Genomic DNA, 22,973 nt, shown 5'->3' with positions numbered 1-22,973 from the left:
CTACCCGACTCTAGACTACCAGCCCTGCCAACAAAAAGCTCCTGTCTGGCTATGCCAGACAGGAGCTTTTTGTTCGGAGAGAAAGCGCGATTTCACTCCCTCTATCGTGATCCAACCCCAATCAGTTTAAGTCGAGTTGTTGGTAAATACGCCGGACTTTATCCCGGCTCCGCTTCAACCGCATCTTGATGGCCCCGCTTCCTACAGCGTATTTTCCGGCCAGCTCATCAATGCTCAAGTCGTCTTCGTACTTCAATTTCAGCAATGCCACTTCTTCAGCGGAAAGAGCGGCCAGGGCCCGGCTTAATTGCTGGTAGACCACCTCTATCATATCGTCATTACTACTGTCGGGCACAGCCGCGCCCTGTTCGTCCAGACTAATGGCGTTGACCCGTTGTATCCGTTCCAGTTGGCTAATGCAGTAATTATAGGAAATAGCGTAGAGCCAGGTCGAAAAACTCGATCGCCCCTGAAAGGCGTTCAGTTTGGAAAACGCTCTTATGAAGATGTCGTGGGTAAAATCCTCAGCTGTTTCAACGTGGCGCGTCAACGATAGGCAGCGTCGGTATACTTTGTTCACGTAACGGCTGTAGAGCGTATTGAAACAGTCGTCGGGATTAGTTTCGAGATACAAACGGATTACTTCCTCATCAGTGATGGATGACGCGTGCATAGATTCGTTCGGTTGAAAATGGGTTAGTAGCGTAATGTCAGCCACGTAGAAACGACGTTTCAACGTAGCCCTTCAACACAGCTTATAACATCCTAAAAGACTTACGTTTCCTCAAAAATCACCCTATCAGGTGGACTGCTGAGTAGCTGATTGATAAATATAAGTATTTACCGCCCTTTCGGTGACTAAATGAGGTGAGTGGCAGGATTCTGTATGTGAAACCCCGAAATTTGGCTGAGAACAGTTTATCGACCGCGAAACTGTTGCAGAAAAGAGTCTTTGTAACTACGCCCCAGCGGTAGGGCACAACCACCGGCTACAATTTCGGTATCACTGAAGGATGACACCTGCTGAACGTTGACGGCATACGACCGATGGATACGAATTAGCTGAGGTAGTCGGATCAAATCCAGTACCCCGCCCAGTGATAAACGCAGTACGTATTTCCGGTTGATTGTTACCAGCGTAGTGTACACATTCTCGGCCTCCAGATACAGCAGTTCGTCCAGGCTTATTTTAACAAACTGGTAATTCTGTTTAATGAACACGGAATTACCCATCCGCAGGATCGATTCGTGCCCCAGGCTTTCCCGATCAATAATTGGCTGACTGATTTCAGCGGATGCGGGTTGACGCTGCAAGAAGTTATGAATGGCTAGTTCGATGGCCGTGCGCAAACTGTTGAGTTGATAGGGCTTGTTCAGATAGGCCGCCGGATGAGTTTGTTTTGCCCGATTCAGGGTTTCCCGATCGGTCAGGGCCGTCAGGTAGACAACCGCGACTGGGCGTTCGCTGGTTAACTGCCGAACCGTTTCGATACCATCCCAATCCCCTTTGATGGTAATATCACACAAGACAAGATCAACCCGTTGCTGCTGAAATATTTCCAGCGCTCGACGCCCGCTGGCGGCTCTCCCTACTACGAGATATCCCTCCTGTTCTAACGAGTCCGACAATTCCATCGCTAGGATGGCCTCATCTTCCACAATTAGAATCTGCATCCGTTCATCAGCGGTCATACGAACCCCGAAAATAGCCTTGTTTATTATTCGAACGGCTAATGTAGCATACTCTTGTAGGATACTCTAGTTTTATCGATGGTAGCTCTTAATAATTTTCAACTAAACCGAGTTTGCGGAATATACAGCCGGAACAGGGCGCCATTCTTTTTGTAGAGTTCCAGTTTTCCTTCCAGTTGCTCCGTCAGAGACGTAACGAGCCGTTTACCGAATGAGGTCCGGTTGCTTCGTTGCTGCCAGTCGACGACTTCGATACCGGGTCCGTTATCCTGCACCTCCAGCGTAATCGTTGGTTCCGCTGATCGACCTGCCTTGTGGAGACTAATGCGAAGAAAAGGCTTCTGCACCGTATTATAGGCGTACTTGAATGCGTTCGTTACGAGTTCATTCACGATCAACCCCAGGGGAATGGCCACGTCGACATCAAGTTCTTTCTGCGTAATATCCAGGTGCAGGTCGAACTCGTGAGGCTGGTACCCATAGGCGCGCATCAAACTCACCGCCAGATCGGTCAGGTACTCCTTCATGTTAATCACGGTAAGCCGGTCGGTCTGATAAAGCCGTTGGTGGATAAGCGACATGGCTTCGACGCGCTGCTGACCAATACGCACAGCGTGCGCCATGTTTTCATCCTCCAACCCATTAGCCTGTAACGTCAGTAGCCCCGACACGATAGCCAGGTTGTTTTTTACGCGGTGATGCAATTCTTTCATCAGAGTCCGTAGCTGATCGGCCTGCTCAGCCAGCAACGTACTCTTTGTACTGATGACTTTGTTTTGAATGGATAACCGGCGGTTGGCTAGCCGAAGAGCGCGATACTGGTAAACCAGCAGGCAGAGTAATACGACCAGCACGCCCAGCCCCCCCGACATGTAGTTAACCTGACGCGTCTGCAAATGAGTTAGTTCGTCCAGCTCCGAAATCCGCTGCAATCGTTTCTGATTCTCGTATTTGGCTTCGACCTCGGCCACCGCACGCGTTTTTTCGACATCAGCGGCTGTTTGCAGATCAGCCAGATGCGTGCGCTCTTCAGCCTGAATGGCCGCTATTTCCAATGTCTTTTCGGCTTCGATTTGCGCAATTTCCCGGGCTTTATCCAGCTGCATTTTGGCTTCTATGGCCGCTATTTCGGTGGCTTTCCGGGTATCGTACTGCGCCTGTATTCGCGTGATAACCTGCGCCTTCTGGATATTCATGAGCGAATCTTCCAGTTTCTTTCCTTTCAATAAGTACAGATAGGCTTTCTCGTACTGCTTGGCCTCAGCGTACGAAGCCGATAACCCCCGATAAACGGACTGGGACAAAGCTGTACTCTTGCTCTGCTCGACCAGTTGACGAGCTTCCTCGCCATAGTCCAGCGCTTTGTCCAATTGGTTCAGCCCCCGGTAGGACGTAGCCAAATTACGGTAGTTGTGAGCCAGGCTGGATATACGGTTCAGGCGGAGGTTAATAGCCAACGCTTTGTCGAGGTAACCAATCGCGGTTTCGTATTCCCCCCGCACGTTGTAATTTTTTCCCAGGTCGTTGTAGATAACCCGGTACGAATCGTCGTCGGCCTTGGTTTCGTCGTTGATCGCTAACGCTTTCAGGAAACAATCCCGGCCAGAGTCGTATTCGTGCATGTCCTCGTACGTAATGCCGAGGTTGATGTAGTTGTCGACAAGCTGGTCAGGCAGCTTCAACCGCTGATTGATCGCAATTGCTTTAGTCAGGTACGCAATTCCTTGTTTCAGCAACGCATCAACCCGCTGATTATCCTGGCCCATCGTTTTGTACAGCAGCCCCAAACTACTGTACGTTCTGGCCACGTATTTTATCCTGTTAGCCTTGGCAAAATTATCAGCCGCAGTATGCAGGTGTTGCATGGCATCATCAAACCGCCCCTGCTGGGTATACATGATCCCCTTCAGTCGATTGTAATGGCCCAGGCCCAACCAGTAATTTGATCGGCGGCAGTAGCGCGGCATCTGATCAACATACACATGCGCCGAATCATAATTTGTCTGCTTATAAAACGCATTGGCAATGTCGTAGTAGGTATTCGCCCGCGTCGTGTCCGGTAGTTTCTGGGTCAGGTTTCGCTGCAAACTATCAATTAACCGCCGTTGCGACCAGGCAGGTGTGTCGACAATAAGAGCAATCAGCAATACAGTAACGTACCAGTACTGATGTTTCATAAAGGGAGGCAATAAGATCTACGGCTGGTTGTATTCACGCCTGTTCGGGTGCGTGCTGGAGAACGAAAGTATAAGCTTACTGGCACAATTCGCTTATTTTCCGGAAATAATCTATCAGAATTTTCGTCGCGATAAGACAGGTGACTTACTTGACCGCAACAGCAGGCTATCAAACACTTAGCAACTGGTTCGGCCTGACAACTCGCTGGGTAGGCTGTTGTAGTATTGTTTGTAGGCGGCCGTAAAGTGAGCGTGATTTTTGTACCCAACACAGTGAGCTATTTCGCCAATGGATTGGTTGCCTTCCAGCAGCCAGTGTCGCGCCTGTTCCATCCGTAGTTTAACGACGTAACTGTATATTGGGCAACCCACCAACCACTTAAAACCTTTCTTGAGTTTGAATTCATTTAGCCCAACTAGCCGGGCTAGCTCACTGATCGTTGGTGGATCGGCAAATCGACTTTCCAGAATAATTCGGGCTTCCTGGACTTTCTGCTGATCAGGCAGCATGAGCTTACCATCCTTGAGCAACAGTTGCTGATACTGTTCGAGCTGAAGCATGAGCAACTCGACTAGTTTAGCCTGGATGTATAGCCGCTTTAGTTCGCTTTCCCGCTGGCACTGCCGAATGGCGTCGATCAATCGATTCATGGCCGGGGTGATGGGCAGATTCTGATCGGCGATGTAGGCAAACTGGTTTTCTTTTATGCGCTGGGCAAAGCCTGCATGTAGTGTGCTGGTAGGAGGAATCAACTGGAAGTACAACTCACGAGCTACATACACGGTAAAACAGTCAACGATTCCGGCTTGAGCAGTTAATCCAATCGTGGCTTTTGCCAAAGCATGATAACCAATGGTATGCTGCCCTTCGGTTAATGAACGGGTTACTCCTTCTTCCCCCCACTCCTGCCAGGCTTCACCACGCAAAAGAAAATGCAACTGTATCAGATCTTCTTCGCCGGAGTAGACCAACTGAATGGGTCGATGAAGTTGCCCCTGTAAATCGCTGAGCAGAAAGCCCCCCGCCCGCGTCTGCCTGCTGATGAAATAACTCTTATCAGGAAAGTCCAGCCGGGCTTCATCGGTCACATCGTTATCCGTTGTTGGCTGCTGATGTAGCCAGTTTCCCGTTTCGCTGAACTTTATCCTAATATTCATACCCGCTTTGTTCGCTATCTGGCGACTACCTCTCCTTTGTGCAGTGTCATCACAGCACCAAAGATCTTATTTTAAAATTAGTCTAAATAATGAGTAGCTGTATTTTTCGTAACTTATCGTTCGATTCACTTTAAGCTGTTCGTTCATCCAGCCAGAAAAACGAAAAGCCCACCGGTTACACCGGTGGGCTTTTCGTAAAGATTATTGCCTCTACATCTTTGTCAGGTTGCTGGCGGCTTTCTCGTCTACCATCCAGATTAGGTCGCCGTCGGTAGGTTTGATGACCTGCGACGGATACGTATCGGGTTGGTAAGCACCTTCCAGCACTTCGTGTAGCGGCTCTGCTTTCTTAGGTCCAGCGACCAGGAATGCGACACAGGACGCCCGGTTCACGATGGGAGCCGTCAGCGTCAGGCGGTACATGTCCTGTTTTTCCAGAAAATACGCTTTCGTCCACGCGTTCGCTTCGTGCACGACGTCCGTTCCGGGAAATAGCGACAGCGTATGCCCGTCGTCGCCCATGCCCAGTAGTACCAGATCGAAAGTAGGACCGCTTTCTCCAAAGTACTCATGCAAAACCCGGTCGTAGTCGACGGCAGCAGCCTCTGGCTCCAAATCCGTTTTCCAGACGTGAATCTGTTCTTCGGGGGTGTAAATGTGACCCAGCAACGTATCATAGGCCATGCCCGCGTTGCTTTGCTCATCATCAATGGGAACGTAACGTTCATCACCCCAGAAAAAATGCAGTTGTAACCAGGGGATCTGCTCGAGGTAGGGCGAATGAGCCAGCAGTTCATGCAGCGCTTTGGGCGTACTACCACCCGACAGTGCAATCGTAAACCGATCCTGAGTCTTCAGTACATCCTTAATCCGTTTGGCGATGAAATCAGCCGCGGCTTTAGCCAGATCGGTTGGGTTCTTTTTAATAATTAGTTGCATCGCGTTGGGTCGTTGGCCGACCTGTAACAGCTTTAAACAAAATCTTCGCGCATGGGCGAGAAGATATCGATCAGTATCCCGGCTTCCTGGCACTGGGCTCCGTGCCAAATATTGGACGGTACGTAAAACGAATCCCCTGTATGCAGAATCCGGGTTTCGTCGGCGATAGTAATAGCAAACGTACCGCTTTCGACGTAGCTCATCTGGGTGTGTACGTGCTGATGTATAGCCCCAACCCCACCCGTCTCGAACGCTACTTTCACCAGCATCAGATTGGCATCGTAAACCAGTATTTTACGCCTTACCCCCTCGCCCATGTCTTCCCAGGGAATGTTCTGTTCGGCAATAAAGTTGGGCGTCGACCAGGGAGCCGATGAATTGGTGGTCATGGTGTTATTCCGTCATCCAGTGAAACCCGTCATTCTCGATCAGGTCCATAGCCGCCTGTGGCCCCCACGAACCGGGTGTATAATTCGGAAAATCGGCTGGCTTTTCGCTGCCCCATGCCTCCAGAATAGGCGTTACAACTTCCCAGGCTGCCTCTACCTGATCGGCACGCATGAACAGGGTAGCATCGCCCAGCATCACATCCAGCAGCAGCGTTTCGTACGCTTCGGGCTCCTGGCCTTCGTAGGCTGTTTTATAACTGAACACCATTTCAACGGGATCCAGGATCATCGACTGGCCAGGGCGTTTAGCCTGAAAACGCAGGCGGATGTCCATGTCCGGCTGAATACCGATAATCAGGCGGTTCGACTGCCAGTGTTGTCCAGCTTCTTCCGGGAAGGCGTAATCCGGCGCTTTTTTGAATTGAATGGTAATGGTCGTCGTTTTTTCGGGGAGGGTTTTGCCGGTCCGCAGATAAAACGGTACGTTTTCCCAACGCCAGTTATCAACGTATAGCTTGACCGCAGCGAAGGTTTCGGTAGCCGATTCGGGGTCAACACCTTTCTCTTCGCGGTAACCCGGAATTTCTTTGTCCCCATGTTTGCCGGGACCATACTGGCCACGTACCGCTACGTTGTTGACCTGATCGGGCGCAATCCGGCGGATCGCGTGCAGCACGTCGGCCGTTTTGTTACGTACTTCGTTGGCTTCAAAGGTTGTCGGCACTTCGGTAGCCACCATGCAGAGCACCTGTAGCAGGTGGTTCTGGATCATGTCACGTAACGCGCCTGATTCTTCGTAGTAACCGCCCCGGCCTTCCAGTCCGACGGTTTCGGCGGCCGTGATCTGAATATGCTCAACGTATTGCCGGTTCCAGATCGGCTCGAACAGCGAGTTGGCGAAACGAAGTGCCAGAATATTCTGTACCGTCTGTTTCCCGAGATAATGGTCAATGCGGTAAATCTGCTCTTCGGCGAAAAGATTTCGCAGCAGGGTATTCAGCTCTTTGGCTGTTTTCAGGTCGTGACCAAACGGTTTTTCGACCACCACCCGAACGTGCGACGTATCGCCACACCATTCCAGCTTACCCAGACTCGTAGCAATTTCAGGTACGAGCTGAGGGGCAACGGCTAGATAGAATATAACGTTCGGCATACCGCCCCACTCCTGTTCTTTCGCTTTCACGAAATCAGTCAGCATTGGGTATGACCCCGCATCGCCAGCGTCCATTTTCATGTACGTAATGGCGGGCGAGAATTTTTTCCAGGCATCGTCGGGTCCATTTTTCCGGCGGGAAAACGACTGTACACCTTCTAACAGCCGCTCCCGGAACGACTCATCGGAGTAATCACTACGGCCAAGCCCAACCACGGCAAACTGCTCGGGCATGTACTCGTCGATAAACAGGTTATATAAAGCAGGAGTTAGCTTGCGTAAGTTCAGGTCTCCGCTGCCCCCGAAGATGAATAACACCGTCGCTGGTGGGCGATGATTGGATGATGGAATCATAACTTGGTTGTATAGAGGTCGCAAATTATCGAGCACCTCTGTTCTGAACAAGTTTACTACGCTAAGGTTTCATCTTCGTAGTCGATTCTGCTACTTTTGAGCCTCACTAATTTCAGTCTGTGTACCCATGAAAATTGCTATCGGCTCCGACCACGCCGGTTTCCGTTACAAAGAAGCCATCAAAGAACTGCTGACCAGCCTCGGCCATGAGGTAGTGGACAAAGGAACCTATTCGGAAGAACCGGTCGATTATCCATTGTTTATTCGTCCCGTTGCCGAAGCAGTCGCTGATGGTGACGTAGAACGCGGAGTTGTGCTGGGTGGCTCTGGCAACGGTGAGGCTATGATGGCCAACCGGATCAAGGGTGTTCGTTGCGGTCTGTGCTGGAACGAAGAATCGGCTCAACTATGCCGCAAGCATAACGACGCTAACGTAATTTCCATCGGTGAGCGGATGATGAGCCAGGAGACGGCCCTTAACATCATTAAAATCTGGCTCGACACACCTTTTGAAGGCGGTCGCCACATCGCTCGTATCCAAGAGCTGGACGCGTAGTGTCGCGTTCGGCCTCTACGTTTCAGTGGGTCAGAAGCGCTCACTGATATGAGTCCGACCTGTGTAGACTTGGCACGTGCTAAGCCTGTACAGGTCGTTTTCCATCAACACCCATGAACAAACGTGCCCGGCAGGTCAGCTATTTTCTCTCCAGCCAGTATTTCTCGGATGGGCTACGTATCACGCTGTCCATTCTACTCCCTTCGTTGCTGCTGGATCAGTTTGGGCAGCTGACCACGGGTATGGCCATGTCGCTGGGGGCACTGACCGTCAGCATCAGCGACGCCCCGGGACCGGTACTCCACCGCCGGAACAGTATGCTGGCCACGATCGGGCTAAGTTTTCTTGTCACCATGGTTACGGGCTTTGCCCGAATGAACGACTATGTGCTGGGCGTGGAAGTCGTTGTCTTCTCCTTCGTCTTTTCCATGTTTGCCGTTTACGGCACCCGAGCTACTTCAGTAGGTAATGCGGCCTCCCTGATCATGATTCTGATGCTCGACCGGCCACTGGACGCGGCCGGGGTTCTCAAGGAAAGTCTGCTGGTTTTAGCGGGGGGGAGCTGGTACATGGGCATTAGCCTGCTGGCTTCCCGCCTGCAACCGTACCGGTTGGGACAACAGGCGCTGGGACAGTGCATTCACGAAATTGCCAAGTTTATGCAGATCAAAGCCGATTTCTACTCCATGTCGACCCGGCTGGAAGACGATTACCGGCGTTTGGTCGCGCAGCAGGTAGCCGTCAGCGAAAAGCAGGACGCTGTGCGGGAAGTTCTCTTTAAAAGTCGGCGTTTTGTGGCCGAAACTACTCGCACGGGTCGCGTTTTATTGTTAACCTTCGTGGACGTAGTGGATCTGTACGAGCAGATCGTCGCTATGTATTACGATTACTCAGCCATTCGGGAGCGATTCGGACCAACGGGCATTCTGGATGACATCTCCCGCCTAATCCGCCGACTAGCCATCGAACTGGATCACATTGGACTCGCTATTCAGTCGCCGGTACTAAGCCACTCCTCAGCCGATTTTGTGCCGGAACTAGAAGCCCTCAAACAACGTATCGATGCGTTGGGCGATCAGGAAGGCAGCGTACTGGTCCTGAAAAAAGTGCTTGTCAGCCTGCGCAACCTGAGCCAGCGGCTGACCGCGATTCAGAACAATTTAGTGGCCCCCGCCCCGAAACAGACAACCCGCGAAGAACTGGAATTTGGTCGTTTCGTTTCCCATCAGGCCATCAGTTCAAAATCCCTGGTCGACAATCTAACGCTCGAATCGCTGGCTTTTCGATATGCCATTCGGGTGTCCCTGGCCATGCTGTTTGGCTATGTACTCACGAAACTCCTCCCCTACGGCCACCACAGTTACTGGGTACTGCTGACAATCTCTGTTATTCTGAAACCGGCTTTTAGCCTGACCAAGCAACGTAATATTGAGCGGATCAGCGGTACACTGGCTGGGGGGGCGGTTGGCCTGCTGATTCTGACGTTCATTCCCGACAAGCACATCCAGTTTGCGCTTATGGTCCTGTTCATGATTGGCGCTTACAGCACCCAGCGCACAAACTACATCGTGATGGTTTTCTGCCTGACGCCCTTCGTGCTGATTGTTTTCAGCTTTTCGGGAGTCAACTACATCGGTGCCGCCGAAGAACGGTTTTTGGATACCATCTTTGGCGGTCTCATTGCTTTAGTAACCGGCTATCTTTTGTTTCCCCGCTGGGAATCAGAACAGCTTATCACGCCCATGCGGGATATTCTCACCGCCAACATCCGGTACCTGACTCTCTTGCTGGATGGTTTACGAGGAAAACGTATTCAGTCGGTAGATTATAAACTAGCGCGCAAGGAAGTGTACGTTACGTCGGCCAACCTGTCGGCTTCGTTCGAACGTATGGTTTCGGAACCAAAACACACGCAGCGAAATGAGAAACTAATTCATGAATTCGTCGTGCTGAATCACATTCTGTCGGCCAACATCGCCACGATTATGTCGGGGTTGGTTCTCAGCGATCCTAAAATGTACACGGCCTCCGTTATTCGTCCCATCAAACGGGCCTTGTTCAGCCTGACGGAGGGGTTACGGCGATTCGGCGTTTCGGTTGACCGTGTCAGCCCGGACATCAACGGCAATGAGGCCGGGACGGCCATTTCGGATGATCCGTTGCTGGAAGAACAACTGAAGTTTATTCAGCAGGTCAGCAGTGATATTGGAAAACTAATCGAGCGAGTGACTGAACCCGCGGAAGCTAAGAAACGGATAGCGCCCGCTCTGCTTACTGAAAATGAAAATCCCCAGCCTTGAGTGGCCAGGGATACTGCTTGCGGTAGTTGATAGTAAAACGAGCACAGGTAGAGAATAGTTTATAGCTTGAAAAATTGTAAGATTATTTTTCATATTCTTTTTCACTCAATCTGTCCAGTTAACAAAATAAAAAATCAGTTAACATTTTGACGTATGCCATACCTTGTCCTTGACTTGGAAATGACCGGTCCGGAGCCGGACTACAATGAAATTATTCAGATTGGTGCGGTTCTTTTCGACGACAACTGGGTTGAAAAAGGGCAATACCTGACGAACGTTTACCCCGAGAATAAAGATGCCTTCTCATCCTCTTCCGAAAAAATCCATAATCTGTCGCTATCGGATCTGGAGGATGCGCCAATGATCTACGACGTATTACCCGAACTGGAAGAATGGGTTTGTCAACATCTGGTCATTCGCGTACCTAAAGGCCAACTGGACCGCACGCCTTTCCTCCGCGATGTTATCATCTGCGGACAGAGTGTGATCAATGACATCAATTTTCTGAAAGAAGCGTACCGCTATGAAAAACAGAAGTGGCCTTACTCGCGAGTGCTTCTCGATCTGCACACGCTCAGTTATTTTACGTTCCGGATGTTGAAAGCTAACGGGCGTAAATCCCCCGATCGGTTAAGTTTGACGGCCATCGCCAGTTATTTTGGCTTTGCCCGCGAGGATGGATTTCACAATGCGCTGGAAGACGCCGTTCTGACGGCCAAATGCCTGAAAGAAGTGTTTAAGCTGGCCGAACAAGCTAAGCTTCCGTAACTGAGTTCGACAGCAACGCCTGCGCTGGAAGCTCGACAACTAACGGACACTGAAAACAAGCGGTAGTTCCCAGGCCGGGCTCTGTAGTTATGCGTAGTTCGCCGTTGAGCGCATTGGCGCGCTGCTGCATACTTCGGAGCCCGTTGCCGGTCTGGCCATTATTTTCTAACTGCGAGAAACCGTGCCCATCGTCGCGAACGATTAAGTACAGTGTCTGCTTCTCGACATGCATGCTAACGTACACGTTACGGGCTTCGGCATGGCGGATGACGTTGTGCATCATCTCCTTAGTCATCAGGAACAAATCCCGACGACCTTCGGCGGGTAACAGCCAGTCGTCGTCAATATCCAGCGATAGGTGGAGCTTGGTTGGCTGGTGTTCGAACAGAATCCGGGCCGTTTCGCGAAGGCGGTAACTAAAACTCTCCAGCGACGTCTGAGCAGCATTCAGACTCCAGACAATTTCGCGCATGGTAGCCACCACCTGACGCGCCGTCTGACCAATGGTTTGAATGGTATCAGTAGCCAGATCTGGTCTGGTTTTTAGCTGCCGGGTAGCGACCTGACTTAATACGTTCAGACTGTTCAGGTCGCCACCAATATCGTCTCGAATACGCTTTAGTTTCTCTTGTTTCTGTTCGTTATCCCGCAGTTGCTCAATCAGTTGTGCCTGATACTGAATCTTTTCCTGCTCATTCCGACGGTGACGTAACGACATACCCAGGGTAAAACAAAGTACTTCGCCGACAACGCCAATCTGAAGGGCTACAACGGGATACCGCATAGCATCGACCGAGGTCATCTGCCTGGCAAAGGGCATATAGTTGGCGAGCAGCGCGGCAATGGAGCCAATCACCAGCAGGAGCGACCCCGCAACAAAGTAGGAAACGACAGGATTACGGAGTTGAAAAATACGCGGTATTAGCACCAGCCCCACCCCGCATATGAGCAGCCGACTCCCCATGTAGACGTTGCTTCGTACCGAGATCGACACGTTTGCCAGCCACAGCGTGGTATCGATTGCCAAAGCGATGGCAAAGCCAACCATCAGCATCTTCATCAACCGATACGTCAATGGATCCTGTTGAGCCGGGTTGATAAACAGGATAGCGAAACGAACGTAAAGTATGTATGCCAGCGACTCAACGAATGTCTCAGGGTAATACGCTCCTGGCTGGTAGTCGGCCTGGCCATAGCCATTGTCACTGAACTGCAGATCGAGGATCATGCAGGCGATGTAAAGGGCATACTGCCAGTAAATCGGTTTACGCAGCTGCACGAAGCTGAGCAGGGCGTATAACGCCATCATGCAAAGCATACCGTCCAGAAAAAGCCGTAAACTGGTATAAGTTGACAGGATTACCATGCCGAAGAACCGCCGAAAACCGACCGAATAGAAAACAAACGTACGGGTTTCTACGAGTATTTCCAGCACATTGTGCTGACAAAACTACGCAGATTATCAACTTATTAGTCGTACCAGAATAAGGTGTGTATCCAGGGCACCCTATTTTACTGGCATTTTCACGGGGCACCCGCACGTCTTCATTTTTCATTTATATTGTAATGGGAGCACCAGGTTACTGAATCGCTGAATTGAGTACTAAATCCTCGTCAATCGCCGGCTATGAAGAAGTTGATTACCCTTATCGTTTTAAGCATAACCTGCTTACTTTTCACCCAGTCCAAATCGATAGAACCAGTAGCCAACTATTATTTCTGCTACTCCAAAGAGGTTCCTCTGCAGAAAGGTTCAGGTAAATCGAAACTGGTATATACGGATGTGCGAACTGCCACCGGAAACGAAGAGAGCGAGCTACAGACAGTACTCCAGAAGTTTGGCCGCTTTATCAGTAGGAATTGCAGCTCTACCAATGACGTGTGCACCAGCGACCTTAACAGGTATTACACGGCAGAACAGGCGGAACAACGTCGCCAGGAGCTACTAAACAAGTATAAGAAGCTCGGTACTTACGAGTTATCACGAATTGAGTTTAGCTCGTTTGAGTAAGCTCACCTATTTTTTATCTTAAAAACCGGTCTGGCCTATGTCTTCGTTAGACAGTAACCAGACCGATTTTGTCATTTCTCTCATCCTGCTCAGATAGCCTGGAACGGCTGCGGACTAAAGCTCAAGATAAAGACCACCAGCGCCAGCCAACCCAGTAATTTTCGTTTGGTGTCCAGCGGTTCCTGTAACGTTGTCTCGGGATGGTAGACACCCAGTATCCGACCCAGGATGAAGGCAAAGGCGACAAAACCAGCGTATCCTTGCAACGTTGGCCAAATCCAGGTTAGTACCAGTTGTACAACGATGATACTGAGTGCGATCAGCAGTGACGTTGTCCGGTTGGTGCTAAGTCGCGAACAGGCAAGCACAACAAATCCAATGTATAGCGCAAAATTCCCCAGCATTTCGAAAAAAGCGCTGTCGGTAGGTACCGCAAAATCGGTTGGTTTGAACAGGCCCAACCCCGCGTAGAATACGAACAGAATAAACAGGGCCGGAGCAACCCACCGAAACGTCTTCCGGCCAATAAGCGCGTAGAGAATATGGCCACCATCAAGCTGACCAATGGGAATCAGGTTCAGCGACGTAAAGAACAGCCCCATGTACCCTGCCATCAGGTACGGATAGTGAATGATTTCAAAGGGGTTAGGCACCCGTGCGGGATCAGCAATGTACTCCTTGAAAAAGCCAAACAACAGGTTGTCACCCAGTTTGATTACCGCTACGTTAGGCGGTATATTCTGATAGGCGTATTTCCCGTAGTCGAGTCCCCACTTCTGGTATTCGGGGTGAATGGTAAAAATGAACTCCGCAGGGGGCAGGTGCGTAAAGCCGTACCAGAGCACCCCCAATGCCACGACAAAACCGGCCAGCGGCCCGGCAATTCCAATATCGAAATACTGCCGCCGACTGTCAATGTATTCTTTAATTCGAATGAAGGCCCCCAGCGTACCGATAGTCTGTACGATTCCGATCCAGAAGGGAATATAATAGGGTAACGTAACGCGGACGTTGTTGAGTCGTGCTACGATGTAGTGCCCGAATTCGTGAACCGTCAGAATGGCCAGAAACGGTATCGAAAACCGGAACCCGGCCTGAAACTGCGTCCAGCCGAGCTGGTGTCCTCCTTCAATTGGCAAAAACGTTCCGCCAAACATCCACTCAGCCCCGGCCATGGTGGTGGTGATCAGGGTAACTATAAAAAGACCTCCCTGAAGGAGGTACGTTTTGGTCGACTCACTCATAAATCTGCGGTGTACTCCAGGATAGTTTTGGGGGCTTGTACGTGAACCGCCTGAATACCTAACGTAGCAGCCGACTGGATGTTTGCGGCATTATCATCCAGAAACATCGTCTCCTCGGCCACAAGCTTGGCCTCGGTCAGTACATGCTGGTAGATTTCCGGCGACGGTTTGGCCAGACGCACCTCGTACGAATAAAACACACGCTCGAAGATATCCTCCAACGTTGGTTCGCCCATGCTCGTTAGTGCATTGTTAACCTGCCGGATGTGAATAGGGCTGGTATTGCTGAGTAGAAACAAACGGTATTTTTTGCCCAGTTCTTTTACCCGTTCGATGCGATTAATAGGTAGGTCGAGCAGGATTGTATTCCAGGCGGTATCGATCACTTCGTCGGCCCAGCCTTCCGGGGCTTTTTTATCCTGCCGGAATAACTCACGAATGTGGTTTCGGAACCCGTCGTCATCGACTAATCCTGTTTCATACTGATTGACAAGGTTATGCTCCTGCCACAGCGCCCGCACCTCTTCTTCGGGTAGGTTAGCCAGCATGGCGAAGTTGCGCATCGGAGCCGTAAGGTCGATAGGAATAATGACGTCGCCCAGATCGAAGATTATGCTTTTAAGCGACGTAGTGTTTACGGAGGCATTCATGTAAAGCAACCGGTTGAGTAATCCATGAACTGAAAGCCAAAGATACCGTTAGATTCCGACTAGCAGGTAATATTATACGCGCATTTAGGGACGGAGAAGTTTATCTATTTTCGCTGATGACCGATACCCGAAGCGCTATTCGTCTGGGTAATTATGCTCGTAGAATAAAGTCCGTAAACCGCAAGGCAGCAAAAAATAAATAAACTCAGCCTGTACGTCTTTTTTATAGAGCACGGTAGACAGCCGATACATATAAATAGTAGTAACGGCGACGCGGACTTGCTCCTCCCCTTTGTTCAGCAGTTCGTCTGCCATAGCTAAACACTGCTTAACCACTCTAAACTGGCGTTTATTGACCATTAGGATGGTCACATCAAATAACTTGTCCAGTATCTCGCTGATGCTTGTTTGCTCGGGAAGCAGCCAAAACAGCTTACGTGCTTCCGGAATTCGATCCGAGCATACTTGAAGTAAATTCTCTTTGTTTATTTCACCGTTCGTCATCCCACGATTTTATCATGGGATGGCTACTTCCTAAATCTGTGCCATCCTAGCCTAGCAAACTTTTACTTGCTGTCCATCAACGCATTACCATTTCCGTTAACGCCTGAAACTTTACCATTCTGGAATGCTTATTACTCAAAATGGTAATGCCGTAGCTCATCTCAACCGTTCATGGCTATTGCGTCAGTACGAACCGTTACACAAAAGAAGCGGCTCGACTACTAGTAGTCGAGCCGCTGACAGAACAGTCAATCAACGTCGTTTTACATACTGTTTTTACGTGTAATAACGCGTGACGAACGTAACCTTACATATGTATCGATTCTGGTTAACTCTTGTGTTCTTCGCACCACACCCGCGCGTTCACGAAGGCTTCCAGCCAGGGGCTGACTTCGTCCTGGCGTTCCTGCGGGTAATTCGCCCAGTTCCACTGGAAAATAGAGCGTTCTATGTGCGGCATGGTTACCAGGTGGCGACCAGTCGCGTCGCATAGCATCGCCGTATTGAAGGCTGATCCATTGGGATTGTGTGGGTAGCCCTCGTAAGCGTATTTCGCCACGATGTTATACTGATCTTCGGTGTTGGGCAAGTTGAATTTTCCTTCCCCGTGCGAAATCCAGACTCCCAGCGTTGATCCGGCCAGCGTTTTCAACATAATCGAGTTATTCGCCTGCACGCTGACGGAGGCAAAGCTCGATTCGTGTTTACCGGACGTATTGTGGTGCAGTTTTCCATGCTCCGCGTGGTCGGGGTTGATCAGCTCCAGTTCCATGAACAGCTGGCAGCCGTTGCAGATACCTACCGACAACGTATCCGGACGGGCAAAGAAGTTGTCCAGTGCCTTTTTCGCTTTCTCGTTGTACAGGAACGCCCCCGCCCAGCCTTTCGCCGAGCCCAGCACGTCTGAATTAGAGAAACCGCCCACGGCACCAATGAACTGAATAGCCTCCAGTGTTTCCCGACCGGAAATCAGGTCGGTCATGTGTACGTCTTTTACGTCAAAACCAGCCAGGTACATGGCATTGGCCATTTCCCGTTCGGAATTCGATCCTTTCTCGCGAATGATAGCTGCTTTGGGACGTGGTTTCAACGCATCAATAACTGGTTTCTTCCCGTCGAACTGGGCGGGGAAGTTGTACTGCAGCGGTTGTACTTTGTAGTTGTTGAACCGCTCCTGCGCCATGCCGTTCTTCGACTGCTTCTGATCCAACAGGAACGAAGTTTTGTACCAGGTATCGCGCGTTTCGGCCACGTTGAACGTGAACGTATCCGCGTTGTTTTTGACGGTCACCTCGTTACCATCCAGAACCGAGCCGATTTTCACGGCGTCGATACCAGCGTTTGTCAACGCCCGTTCGAAGGCCGCGTCATCGTTCGCCTGTAGTACAACTGCGATGTTCTCGTTGAAGAAAGCTTTGACAGTATCCGTTTCGTTCAAACCACTCAGGTCATAGTTCGCGGCCAGATTGACATCGGCAAAACACATCTCCAGTAAGGTCGTGATCAAACCACCCGAACCAACATCGTGGCCAGCCGCTAGCTGATTCGTCTTGATCAACTCCTGAATGGTATTGAACGCATTCGCGAAGTAGTCGGCGTCCTGAACGTTCGGCACATCGGGCCCAATCTTGTTGTTGATCTGGGCAAACGACGAACCACCCAGCTTGAGCGCGTCCTTCGACAGGTTAATGTAGTATACCGATCCCGCGTTTTTCTGCAACACAGGCTCTATGACGTTCCGGATATTCGTACAGTTGCCAGCCGCCGAGATAATCACCGTACCCGGTGCAATCACGTTGCCATCCGGGTACTTCTGCTTCATCGACAGCGAGTCTTTCCCGGTTGGAATGTTGATACCCAACGCAATAGCAAAGTCGGAGCAGGCTTGTACGGCTTCGTACAGCCGCGCGTCTTCGCCTTCGTTGTTACAGGCCCACATCCAGTTGGCCGACAGCGAAATCCCTTTCAAACCATCTTTAATCGGCGCAAAAACGATGTTCGATAAGGCTTCGGCGATGGCGTTGCGCGAACCGGCGGCCGGATCGACCAGCGCCGTTAGGGGCGAATGACCAACCGTCGTGGCAATCCCTTCGGTCGATTTATAATCCAGCGCCATGACGCCCACGTTGTTCAGGGGCAACTGCAACGGACCAGCGCATTGCTGTTTCGCGACGCGGCCTCCCACGCAACGATCTACTTTGTTGGTTAACCAGTCCTTACAGGCAACGGCTTCCAGTTGCAGTACCTGATTCAGATAGGCAGGAATATTTTGCACGTCATAAGAAAGATCCGCGTACGTACGGTTCATTTTCTTATCGTTCATCACGGTCTTGGGTGACGAACCGAAGAAGTCTTCCAGGGCATAGTCCATGGGTTTCTCGCCCGTCGATTTGGACTGGAAGGTAAACCGGTGATCGCCCGTTACGTCCCCTACAGTGTACATAGGCGCACGTTCCCGATCGGCCACTTTCTGCAACGTATCGAGATCCTTCTCACCAATCACCAGGCCCATCCGTTCCTGCGACTCGTTACCGATGATTTCTTTGGCCGACAACGTAGGATCGCCCACCGGTAATTTATCCAGGTCGATCAAACCGCCGGTTTCTTCTACCAGCTCTGACAAACAGTTGAGGTGTCCACCCGCGCCGTGGTCGTGGATCGAAACGATGGGATTGTTATCCGATTCAACGAAGCCGCGAATGGCGTTGGCTGCCCGTTTCTGCATTTCGGGGTTCGAGCGTTGAATGGCGTTCAACTCGATCCCCGAACCAAAGGCACCGGTGTCAGCCGATGAGACCGCAGCGCCCCCCATCCCGATCCGGTAGTTCTCACCACCCAGCACAACGATCTTGTCGCCTTCTTTCGGCGTATGTTTTTTCGCCTGACTCAGTTTACCGTAGCCAATACCCCCGGCCTGCATGATCACTTTATCGTAACCTAGTTTCCGGCCATTTTCTTCGTGTTCGAAGGTCAGGACCGAACCGGTGATCAGCGGCTGGCCAAACTTGTTTCCAAAGTCAGTAGCGCCGTTCGACGCCTTGATCAGGATATCCATTGGCGTCTGATACAGCCATTTCCGCTCCTCCATGGCTTTTTCCCAGGGGCGATCTTCGAGCAGCCGGGAATACGCCGTCATGTAAATGGCCGTTCCCGCCAGCGGCAAAGCCCCCTGACCACCCGCCAGCCGGTCGCGAATCTCACCACCCGAGCCGGTAGCAGCCCCAGCAAATGGCTCTACCGTAGTTGGGAAGTTGTGCGTTTCGGCTTTCAGCGACAGCACGGACTCAAATTCTTTCTCTTCGTAGAAATCAGGCTTGTCAGCTGACTTAGGCGCAAACTGCGTTACCGTTGGTCCTTTGACGAACGCTACGTTGTCTTTGTAAGCCGAAACAATGTCGTTCGGATGGGCCTCCGACGTTTTTTTGATGAGCTTGAACAACGACGTTGGCATTTCTTCGCCATCGATCACGAACGTACCGTTGAAGATCTTGTGTCGGCAGTGCTCCGAGTTGGCCTGCGAGAAGGCAAACACTTCGGAGTCAGTGAGTTTTCGACCAATTTTAGCAGCCAGATTAGTCAGATAGCCAACCTCTTCAGGACTCAGGGCCAGCCCTTCCTGCTTGTTGTAGGCATCAATATCGTCAATTTCCAGAACTGGTTCCGGCGTAATATTGATGCTGTAGATGTCCTGGGTCAGCGCCGTGTATTTCTGCGCGATCATCGGATCGAACTCGTTGAAATCAGCCGGAACCGGCTTAAACTCTTCGATGCGGATAATACCAACGATACCCATGTTCTGGGTAATTTCGACGGCGTTGGTGCTCCAGGGCGTAACCATCGCGGCCCGAGGGCCCACGTAGGACCGGCTCACAACGGCTTCGTCTGCTTGTTTCGCGTTGCCGAAGAGCCAGTTAAGTTTTTGACTATCTTCTGTTGAAAGTTGATTTTCTGTTTGAACACCATAGACGTAATCTGACGGGTTCACAAAGAAATGAATCATTATATTGGCTTGTAAAGTAGTCGGTGAACTGAAACGCAAATTTACTAAATTAACCGCTCTTCCTTGTCAATTCAGCGATTTGACCTCTATTGACTAACCGTTCTGAAATAATCCGGGTTCGCTGTAGCCTATTCCACTCGGGCGATCCAGTGCCTTAAAAAGCAAAAAGCCGCCGGGATTATTCCCAGCGGCTTCATTGATCATACAGTCTCAATTTCTATTCAACCACCACGCCCATCGAGCAGAATTTGTCGATTCGCTGGTTGATCCGTTCCTGCGGATCGATAGCGTTCAGCTCGCTGAGCAGGTTCAGAATAGTTTCTTTTAGGTGCTGCGCCATGGCCTGGTGGTCGTTGTGCGCCCCACCTAGTGGCTCGTCCACAATACCGTCCACCAGTTTGAAGGTCGTCATATCCTTGGCCGTTACCTTCATAGCTTCGGCTGCCTGCTCTTTGAAATCCCAGCTCCGCCACAGAATCGTCGAACAGTTTTCGGGCGAGATAACTGAGTACCAGGTATTTTCCAGCATGAGCACCCGGTCGCCGATGGCAATGCCCAGTGCCCCACCCGAAGCGCCTTCGCCGATCACGATGCAGATAACCGGCACCGTCAGCATGAACATTTCTTTCAGGTTGCGGGCGATAGCTTCGCCCTGGCCGCGCTCCTCGGCTTCCAGTCCCGGGAAGGCACCCGGGGTGTCGATTAGCGTAACGATGGGCTTGTTGAATTTTTCAGCCAGCTTCATCAGCCGCAGGGCTTTCCGATAGCCTTCAGGGTTGGGCATCCCGAAGTTCCGGTGTTGCCGCTGCTTGGTGTTACGTCCTTTCTGCTGACCGATCAGCATGACGGTCTGCCCGCCAATTTCGCAAAAACCGCCCACCATGGCCGGATCATCGCGAACGGTACGGTCGCCGTGCATCTCAATAAACTGGTCGCACATGAGCGAAATATAATCGAGCGTGTACGGCCGGTCCGGGTGGCGCGACAACTGAACGCGCTGCCAGCGGGTCAGATTCTGAAAAATATCCCGACGCAGTTTGTCGATGCTGCTCTCCAGCGCGGCAACCGCTCCACTGACGTCTACATTGTTGGTTTTAGCCAATCGTTTGGTTTCTTCCAGCCGTGCTTCGAGGTCAGCAATCGGTTTTTCAAAGTCAAGGTATGTTCTCATAAATAGAAGGGAGGAAGGAGGAGAGTGAGGAGAGGAGGAGAGGAAATATCCCGACGTAACGGGCACACTTTTTCCTTTCTTCCCTCTCTTCCTTCCTCCCTTTGCTCCTTATAATTCAAAACTTTCGCCTTTTTTCGGGATGACTACCTGGGGGTATCCTTCTTCGGCTAGGGTTACCTTAAAGGCTTCCATACTGTCAAATTCGCCGTGCACCAGGAAGATGTTCTTCAGGGTTTCGGGCGATTGCATTCGCACAAAATCCAGCAGGTCATTTCGGTCGCCGTGTCCACTGAACACGTCAATCTTCTCAATGTTTGCCAGCACCTGCCGTTCTTCGCCTTTGATAGTCAGCGTCGACTGACCGTTCAGTAACCGCCAGCCCAGCGTTCCTTCGGCGCAGTAACCAATAATCAGGATGGTCGAATAAGGGTTGCTGATGTTTTCGGCAACGTGGTACTCAACCCGCCCACCCTGCACCATCCCCGACGAGGAGATAATGATACATGGTTCGCCGTAATTCGACGCGGCTTTACTGGCTTTCGACGATTCCAGAAACTCAAAGTTCTGAAAATCAAACAAGGTTTCGTTTTCCTTGTAGAATTCCTTAGCCTCGCCATTCAGCATTTTGATGTGCTGCATGTAAATCTTGGTACTCTCAAATCCCATCGGACTGTCTGAGAATACCTTGATGGGCGGGAATCCACGCTCCGTATAGAGCCGGTTCAACGTATAAAGCAGCGCCTGCGTCCGGCCAACGCTGAACGACGGAATGATCAGCCGACCGGGAATATCGATACAAGTGCGCTGAATTATATCGGCCAGCGCGTCCTCCGGCGACATCCGGTTTTCGTGGAGCCGGTTGCCGTACGTGCTTTCGCAGACTAAGTAATCGACGGCCGGAACGGGAGACGGATCCACCAGCAGCGGGTAATTTTTGCGACCAATATCACCCGAGAAACAGATACTTTTCTTCTCGCCGTTCTCCATAACGTTGATCACGATATGAGCCGCTCCCAGCAGGTGACCCGCTGGAAAGAACGTTACGTCTACGCCCTCGGCTACCCGGAATTTCCGGTTAAAAGCAATAGGGACGACGTTTTCCATCGTCTCTCTCACCTGCCTATCCAGAAACAGATCTTTCTGCATCTGAATCTGGCGATCTTTTACGCGCTGTTTCTTACTGGCGTTCAGTTCGTTGATGCGCTTCTGATTGATCGAAGCCGCATCTTTGAGCAATACGTTCGTGAGGGCAAAGGTTGGCTCAGTGCATAGAATCTGACCTTCGTAGCCTTCGCGGAAAAGGTTGGGCAGATTCCCCGAATGATCAACGTGGGCGTGGGTAAGCAGTACTAAATTTATACTCGAAGCCTCAAACGGGAAAAACCCCAGTTGAGGAGTTGTTGGAGCGGGCTGGTCGTTTGGGCCAGATCGTTGCAGATCAGACCCGCAGTCAACCAGGATTCGGTAATCGTCTTCTAGTTCCAGCAGGTACATGCTACCGGTTACCTGCCGGGCCGCCCCCAGAAATGATAATTTCATGCGTCAGCTTAAATATCCGATGTTATTAATGTCTTGTAATGGTTGAGGTAGCGCAAGTTGGGTGGCCTGATGCCTAAGTTTGCAAAAGTACGAATTCGAAAGCAGATAGCCGCTATTTCCTTTTAATACGCTCTGTTTTCCGCGTTAAAAAGCCTCTCTCCTGCTATGTACCGTTCGGTTGCTTTCAATACATAGAGCAGGCGCTGTCATCCCTCCAATCCCATCCAGTTTCTGTCTTTCTCACCGTCAACTGACCTATCATTTCCGGCAGTTTTCGCAAGCAAACCCGCGCTAGGCAGACTATGCCAGCAGGATAAACTAAGTCATTTTCAAAGCTTAATCGCTACGTAATATACCAGCCTCTGAAA

Annotated in this window: 17 protein-coding genes; 3 read left to right on the top strand and 14 right to left on the bottom strand. The window is 50.9% G+C overall.

All coding sequences use genetic code 11. The annotated features are described in order from the left end of the window. Window positions 1-121: 121 nt before the first annotated feature. From ACYVAD_RS13070 to zwf, 7 genes are all read right to left on the bottom strand, one after another. Entirely contained in the window at window positions 122-736 is a 615-nt protein-coding gene (locus ACYVAD_RS13070; protein ID WP_461139941.1) for an RNA polymerase sigma factor, read from the bottom strand. A gap of 182 nt (window positions 737-918) precedes the next feature. Next, entirely contained in the window at window positions 919-1,692 is a 774-nt protein-coding gene (locus ACYVAD_RS13065; RefSeq protein WP_461139940.1) for a response regulator, read from the bottom strand. Window positions 1,693-1,790: 98 nt separating this feature from the next. Beyond that, entirely contained in the window at window positions 1,791-3,869 is a 2,079-nt protein-coding gene (locus tag ACYVAD_RS13060; RefSeq protein ID WP_461139939.1) for a tetratricopeptide repeat-containing sensor histidine kinase, read from the bottom strand. Window positions 3,870-4,046: 177 nt separating this feature from the next. Continuing rightward, complete coding sequence (locus ACYVAD_RS13055; protein WP_461139938.1) at window positions 4,047-5,027, bottom strand: helix-turn-helix transcriptional regulator; 981 nt, start codon at window positions 5,025-5,027, stop codon at window positions 4,047-4,049. Between the two features lie 210 nt (window positions 5,028-5,237). Further along, window positions 5,238-5,966 carry a 6-phosphogluconolactonase gene (gene pgl / locus ACYVAD_RS13050; RefSeq protein WP_461139937.1) on the bottom strand — a complete coding sequence of 243 codons (729 nt, stop codon included), beginning with the start codon at window positions 5,964-5,966 and terminating at the stop codon, window positions 5,238-5,240. A gap of 32 nt (window positions 5,967-5,998) precedes the next feature. Further along, window positions 5,999-6,355, bottom strand: a complete 357-nt coding sequence (locus ACYVAD_RS13045) for a cupin domain-containing protein (protein ID WP_461139936.1) — start codon at window positions 6,353-6,355, stop codon at window positions 5,999-6,001. 4 nt (window positions 6,356-6,359) lie between these two features. Further along, complete coding sequence (gene zwf, locus ACYVAD_RS13040; protein ID WP_461139935.1) at window positions 6,360-7,862, bottom strand: glucose-6-phosphate dehydrogenase; 1,503 nt, start codon at window positions 7,860-7,862, stop codon at window positions 6,360-6,362. A gap of 127 nt (window positions 7,863-7,989) precedes the next feature. Here zwf and rpiB point away from each other — a divergent pair, with 127 nt between their 5' ends. The 3 genes from rpiB to ACYVAD_RS13025 all read left to right on the top strand — a co-directional run bounded on the left by rpiB (window position 7,990) and on the right by ACYVAD_RS13025 (window position 11,486). Beyond that, window positions 7,990-8,418, top strand: a complete 429-nt coding sequence (gene rpiB / locus ACYVAD_RS13035; RefSeq protein WP_461139934.1) for a ribose 5-phosphate isomerase B — start codon at window positions 7,990-7,992, stop codon at window positions 8,416-8,418. A gap of 113 nt (window positions 8,419-8,531) precedes the next feature. Beyond that, the gene (locus ACYVAD_RS13030) at window positions 8,532-10,718 is read left to right on the top strand and encodes an FUSC family protein (protein WP_461139933.1); all 2,187 of its coding nucleotides are present in this window, start codon (window positions 8,532-8,534) and stop codon (window positions 10,716-10,718) included. 153 nt (window positions 10,719-10,871) lie between these two features. Further along, window positions 10,872-11,486, top strand: coding sequence for a 3'-5' exonuclease (locus ACYVAD_RS13025; protein WP_461139932.1), 615 nt, complete (start codon window positions 10,872-10,874; stop codon window positions 11,484-11,486). On the opposite strand, the gene ACYVAD_RS13020 is transcribed toward ACYVAD_RS13025, so the two are convergent. The 7 genes from ACYVAD_RS13020 to ACYVAD_RS12990 form a co-directional block, all read right to left on the bottom strand. Next, complete coding sequence (locus tag ACYVAD_RS13020; protein WP_461139931.1) at window positions 11,473-12,921, bottom strand: sensor histidine kinase; 1,449 nt, start codon at window positions 12,919-12,921, stop codon at window positions 11,473-11,475. The genes ACYVAD_RS13025 and ACYVAD_RS13020 overlap by 14 nt on opposite strands. Window positions 12,922-13,586: 665 nt before the next feature. Next, window positions 13,587-14,741, bottom strand: a complete 1,155-nt coding sequence (locus tag ACYVAD_RS13015) for a site-2 protease family protein (protein ID WP_461139930.1) — start codon at window positions 14,739-14,741, stop codon at window positions 13,587-13,589. Beyond that, entirely contained in the window at window positions 14,738-15,391 is a 654-nt protein-coding gene (locus ACYVAD_RS13010) for an HAD family hydrolase (RefSeq protein WP_461139929.1), read from the bottom strand. Before ACYVAD_RS13010 ends, ACYVAD_RS13015 begins: the two co-directional genes overlap by 4 nt. Before the next feature lie 135 nt (window positions 15,392-15,526). Further along, on the bottom strand, window positions 15,527-15,895 hold the full coding sequence (locus ACYVAD_RS13005; RefSeq protein WP_461139928.1) for a DUF7674 family protein: 369 nt from the start codon (window positions 15,893-15,895) through the stop codon (window positions 15,527-15,529). A 328-nt stretch (window positions 15,896-16,223) separates the two neighbouring features. Further along, on the bottom strand, window positions 16,224-19,895 hold the full coding sequence (purL, locus tag ACYVAD_RS13000) for a phosphoribosylformylglycinamidine synthase (RefSeq protein ID WP_461139927.1): 3,672 nt from the start codon (window positions 19,893-19,895) through the stop codon (window positions 16,224-16,226). A gap of 217 nt (window positions 19,896-20,112) precedes the next feature. Beyond that, window positions 20,113-21,066 (bottom strand): acetyl-CoA carboxylase carboxyltransferase subunit alpha, encoded by a 954-nt coding sequence (locus tag ACYVAD_RS12995; protein WP_461139926.1) that lies wholly within the window; start codon window positions 21,064-21,066, stop codon window positions 20,113-20,115. 108 nt (window positions 21,067-21,174) lie between these two features. Next, on the bottom strand, window positions 21,175-22,605 hold the full coding sequence (locus ACYVAD_RS12990; protein WP_461139925.1) for an MBL fold metallo-hydrolase RNA specificity domain-containing protein: 1,431 nt from the start codon (window positions 22,603-22,605) through the stop codon (window positions 21,175-21,177). Window positions 22,606-22,973: the final 368 nt, after the last annotated feature.

The organism is Spirosoma pomorum (genome assembly GCF_054776615.1).
This window is presented reverse-complemented; position numbering and strand designations above follow the sequence as displayed.

Excerpts from the sequence above, each read along its gene's own strand:
- ACYVAD_RS13065 (WP_461139940.1), bottom strand. The coding sequence starts at position 1,692 with ATGACCGCTGATGAACGGATGCAGATTCTAATTGTGGAAGATGAGGCC.
- ACYVAD_RS13060 (WP_461139939.1), bottom strand. The coding sequence starts at position 3,869 with ATGAAACATCAGTACTGGTACGTTACTGTATTGCTGATTGCTCTTATT.
- ACYVAD_RS13055 (WP_461139938.1), bottom strand. The coding sequence starts at position 5,027 with ATGAATATTAGGATAAAGTTCAGCGAAACGGGAAACTGGCTACATCAG.
- pgl (WP_461139937.1), bottom strand. The coding sequence starts at position 5,966 with ATGCAACTAATTATTAAAAAGAACCCAACCGATCTGGCTAAAGCCGCG.
- ACYVAD_RS13045 (WP_461139936.1), bottom strand. The coding sequence starts at position 6,355 with ATGACCACCAATTCATCGGCTCCCTGGTCGACGCCCAACTTTATTGCC.
- zwf (WP_461139935.1), bottom strand. The coding sequence starts at position 7,862 with ATGATTCCATCATCCAATCATCGCCCACCAGCGACGGTGTTATTCATC.
- rpiB (WP_461139934.1), top strand. The coding sequence starts at position 7,990 with ATGAAAATTGCTATCGGCTCCGACCACGCCGGTTTCCGTTACAAAGAA.
- ACYVAD_RS13030 (WP_461139933.1), top strand. The coding sequence starts at position 8,532 with ATGAACAAACGTGCCCGGCAGGTCAGCTATTTTCTCTCCAGCCAGTAT.
- ACYVAD_RS13025 (WP_461139932.1), top strand. The coding sequence starts at position 10,872 with ATGCCATACCTTGTCCTTGACTTGGAAATGACCGGTCCGGAGCCGGAC.
- ACYVAD_RS13015 (WP_461139930.1), bottom strand. The coding sequence starts at position 14,741 with ATGAGTGAGTCGACCAAAACGTACCTCCTTCAGGGAGGTCTTTTTATA.
- ACYVAD_RS13010 (WP_461139929.1), bottom strand. The coding sequence starts at position 15,391 with ATGAATGCCTCCGTAAACACTACGTCGCTTAAAAGCATAATCTTCGAT.
- ACYVAD_RS13005 (WP_461139928.1), bottom strand. The coding sequence starts at position 15,895 with ATGACGAACGGTGAAATAAACAAAGAGAATTTACTTCAAGTATGCTCG.
- purL (WP_461139927.1), bottom strand. The coding sequence starts at position 19,895 with ATGATTCATTTCTTTGTGAACCCGTCAGATTACGTCTATGGTGTTCAA.
- ACYVAD_RS12995 (WP_461139926.1), bottom strand. The coding sequence starts at position 21,066 with ATGAGAACATACCTTGACTTTGAAAAACCGATTGCTGACCTCGAAGCA.
- ACYVAD_RS12990 (WP_461139925.1), bottom strand. The coding sequence starts at position 22,605 with ATGAAATTATCATTTCTGGGGGCGGCCCGGCAGGTAACCGGTAGCATG.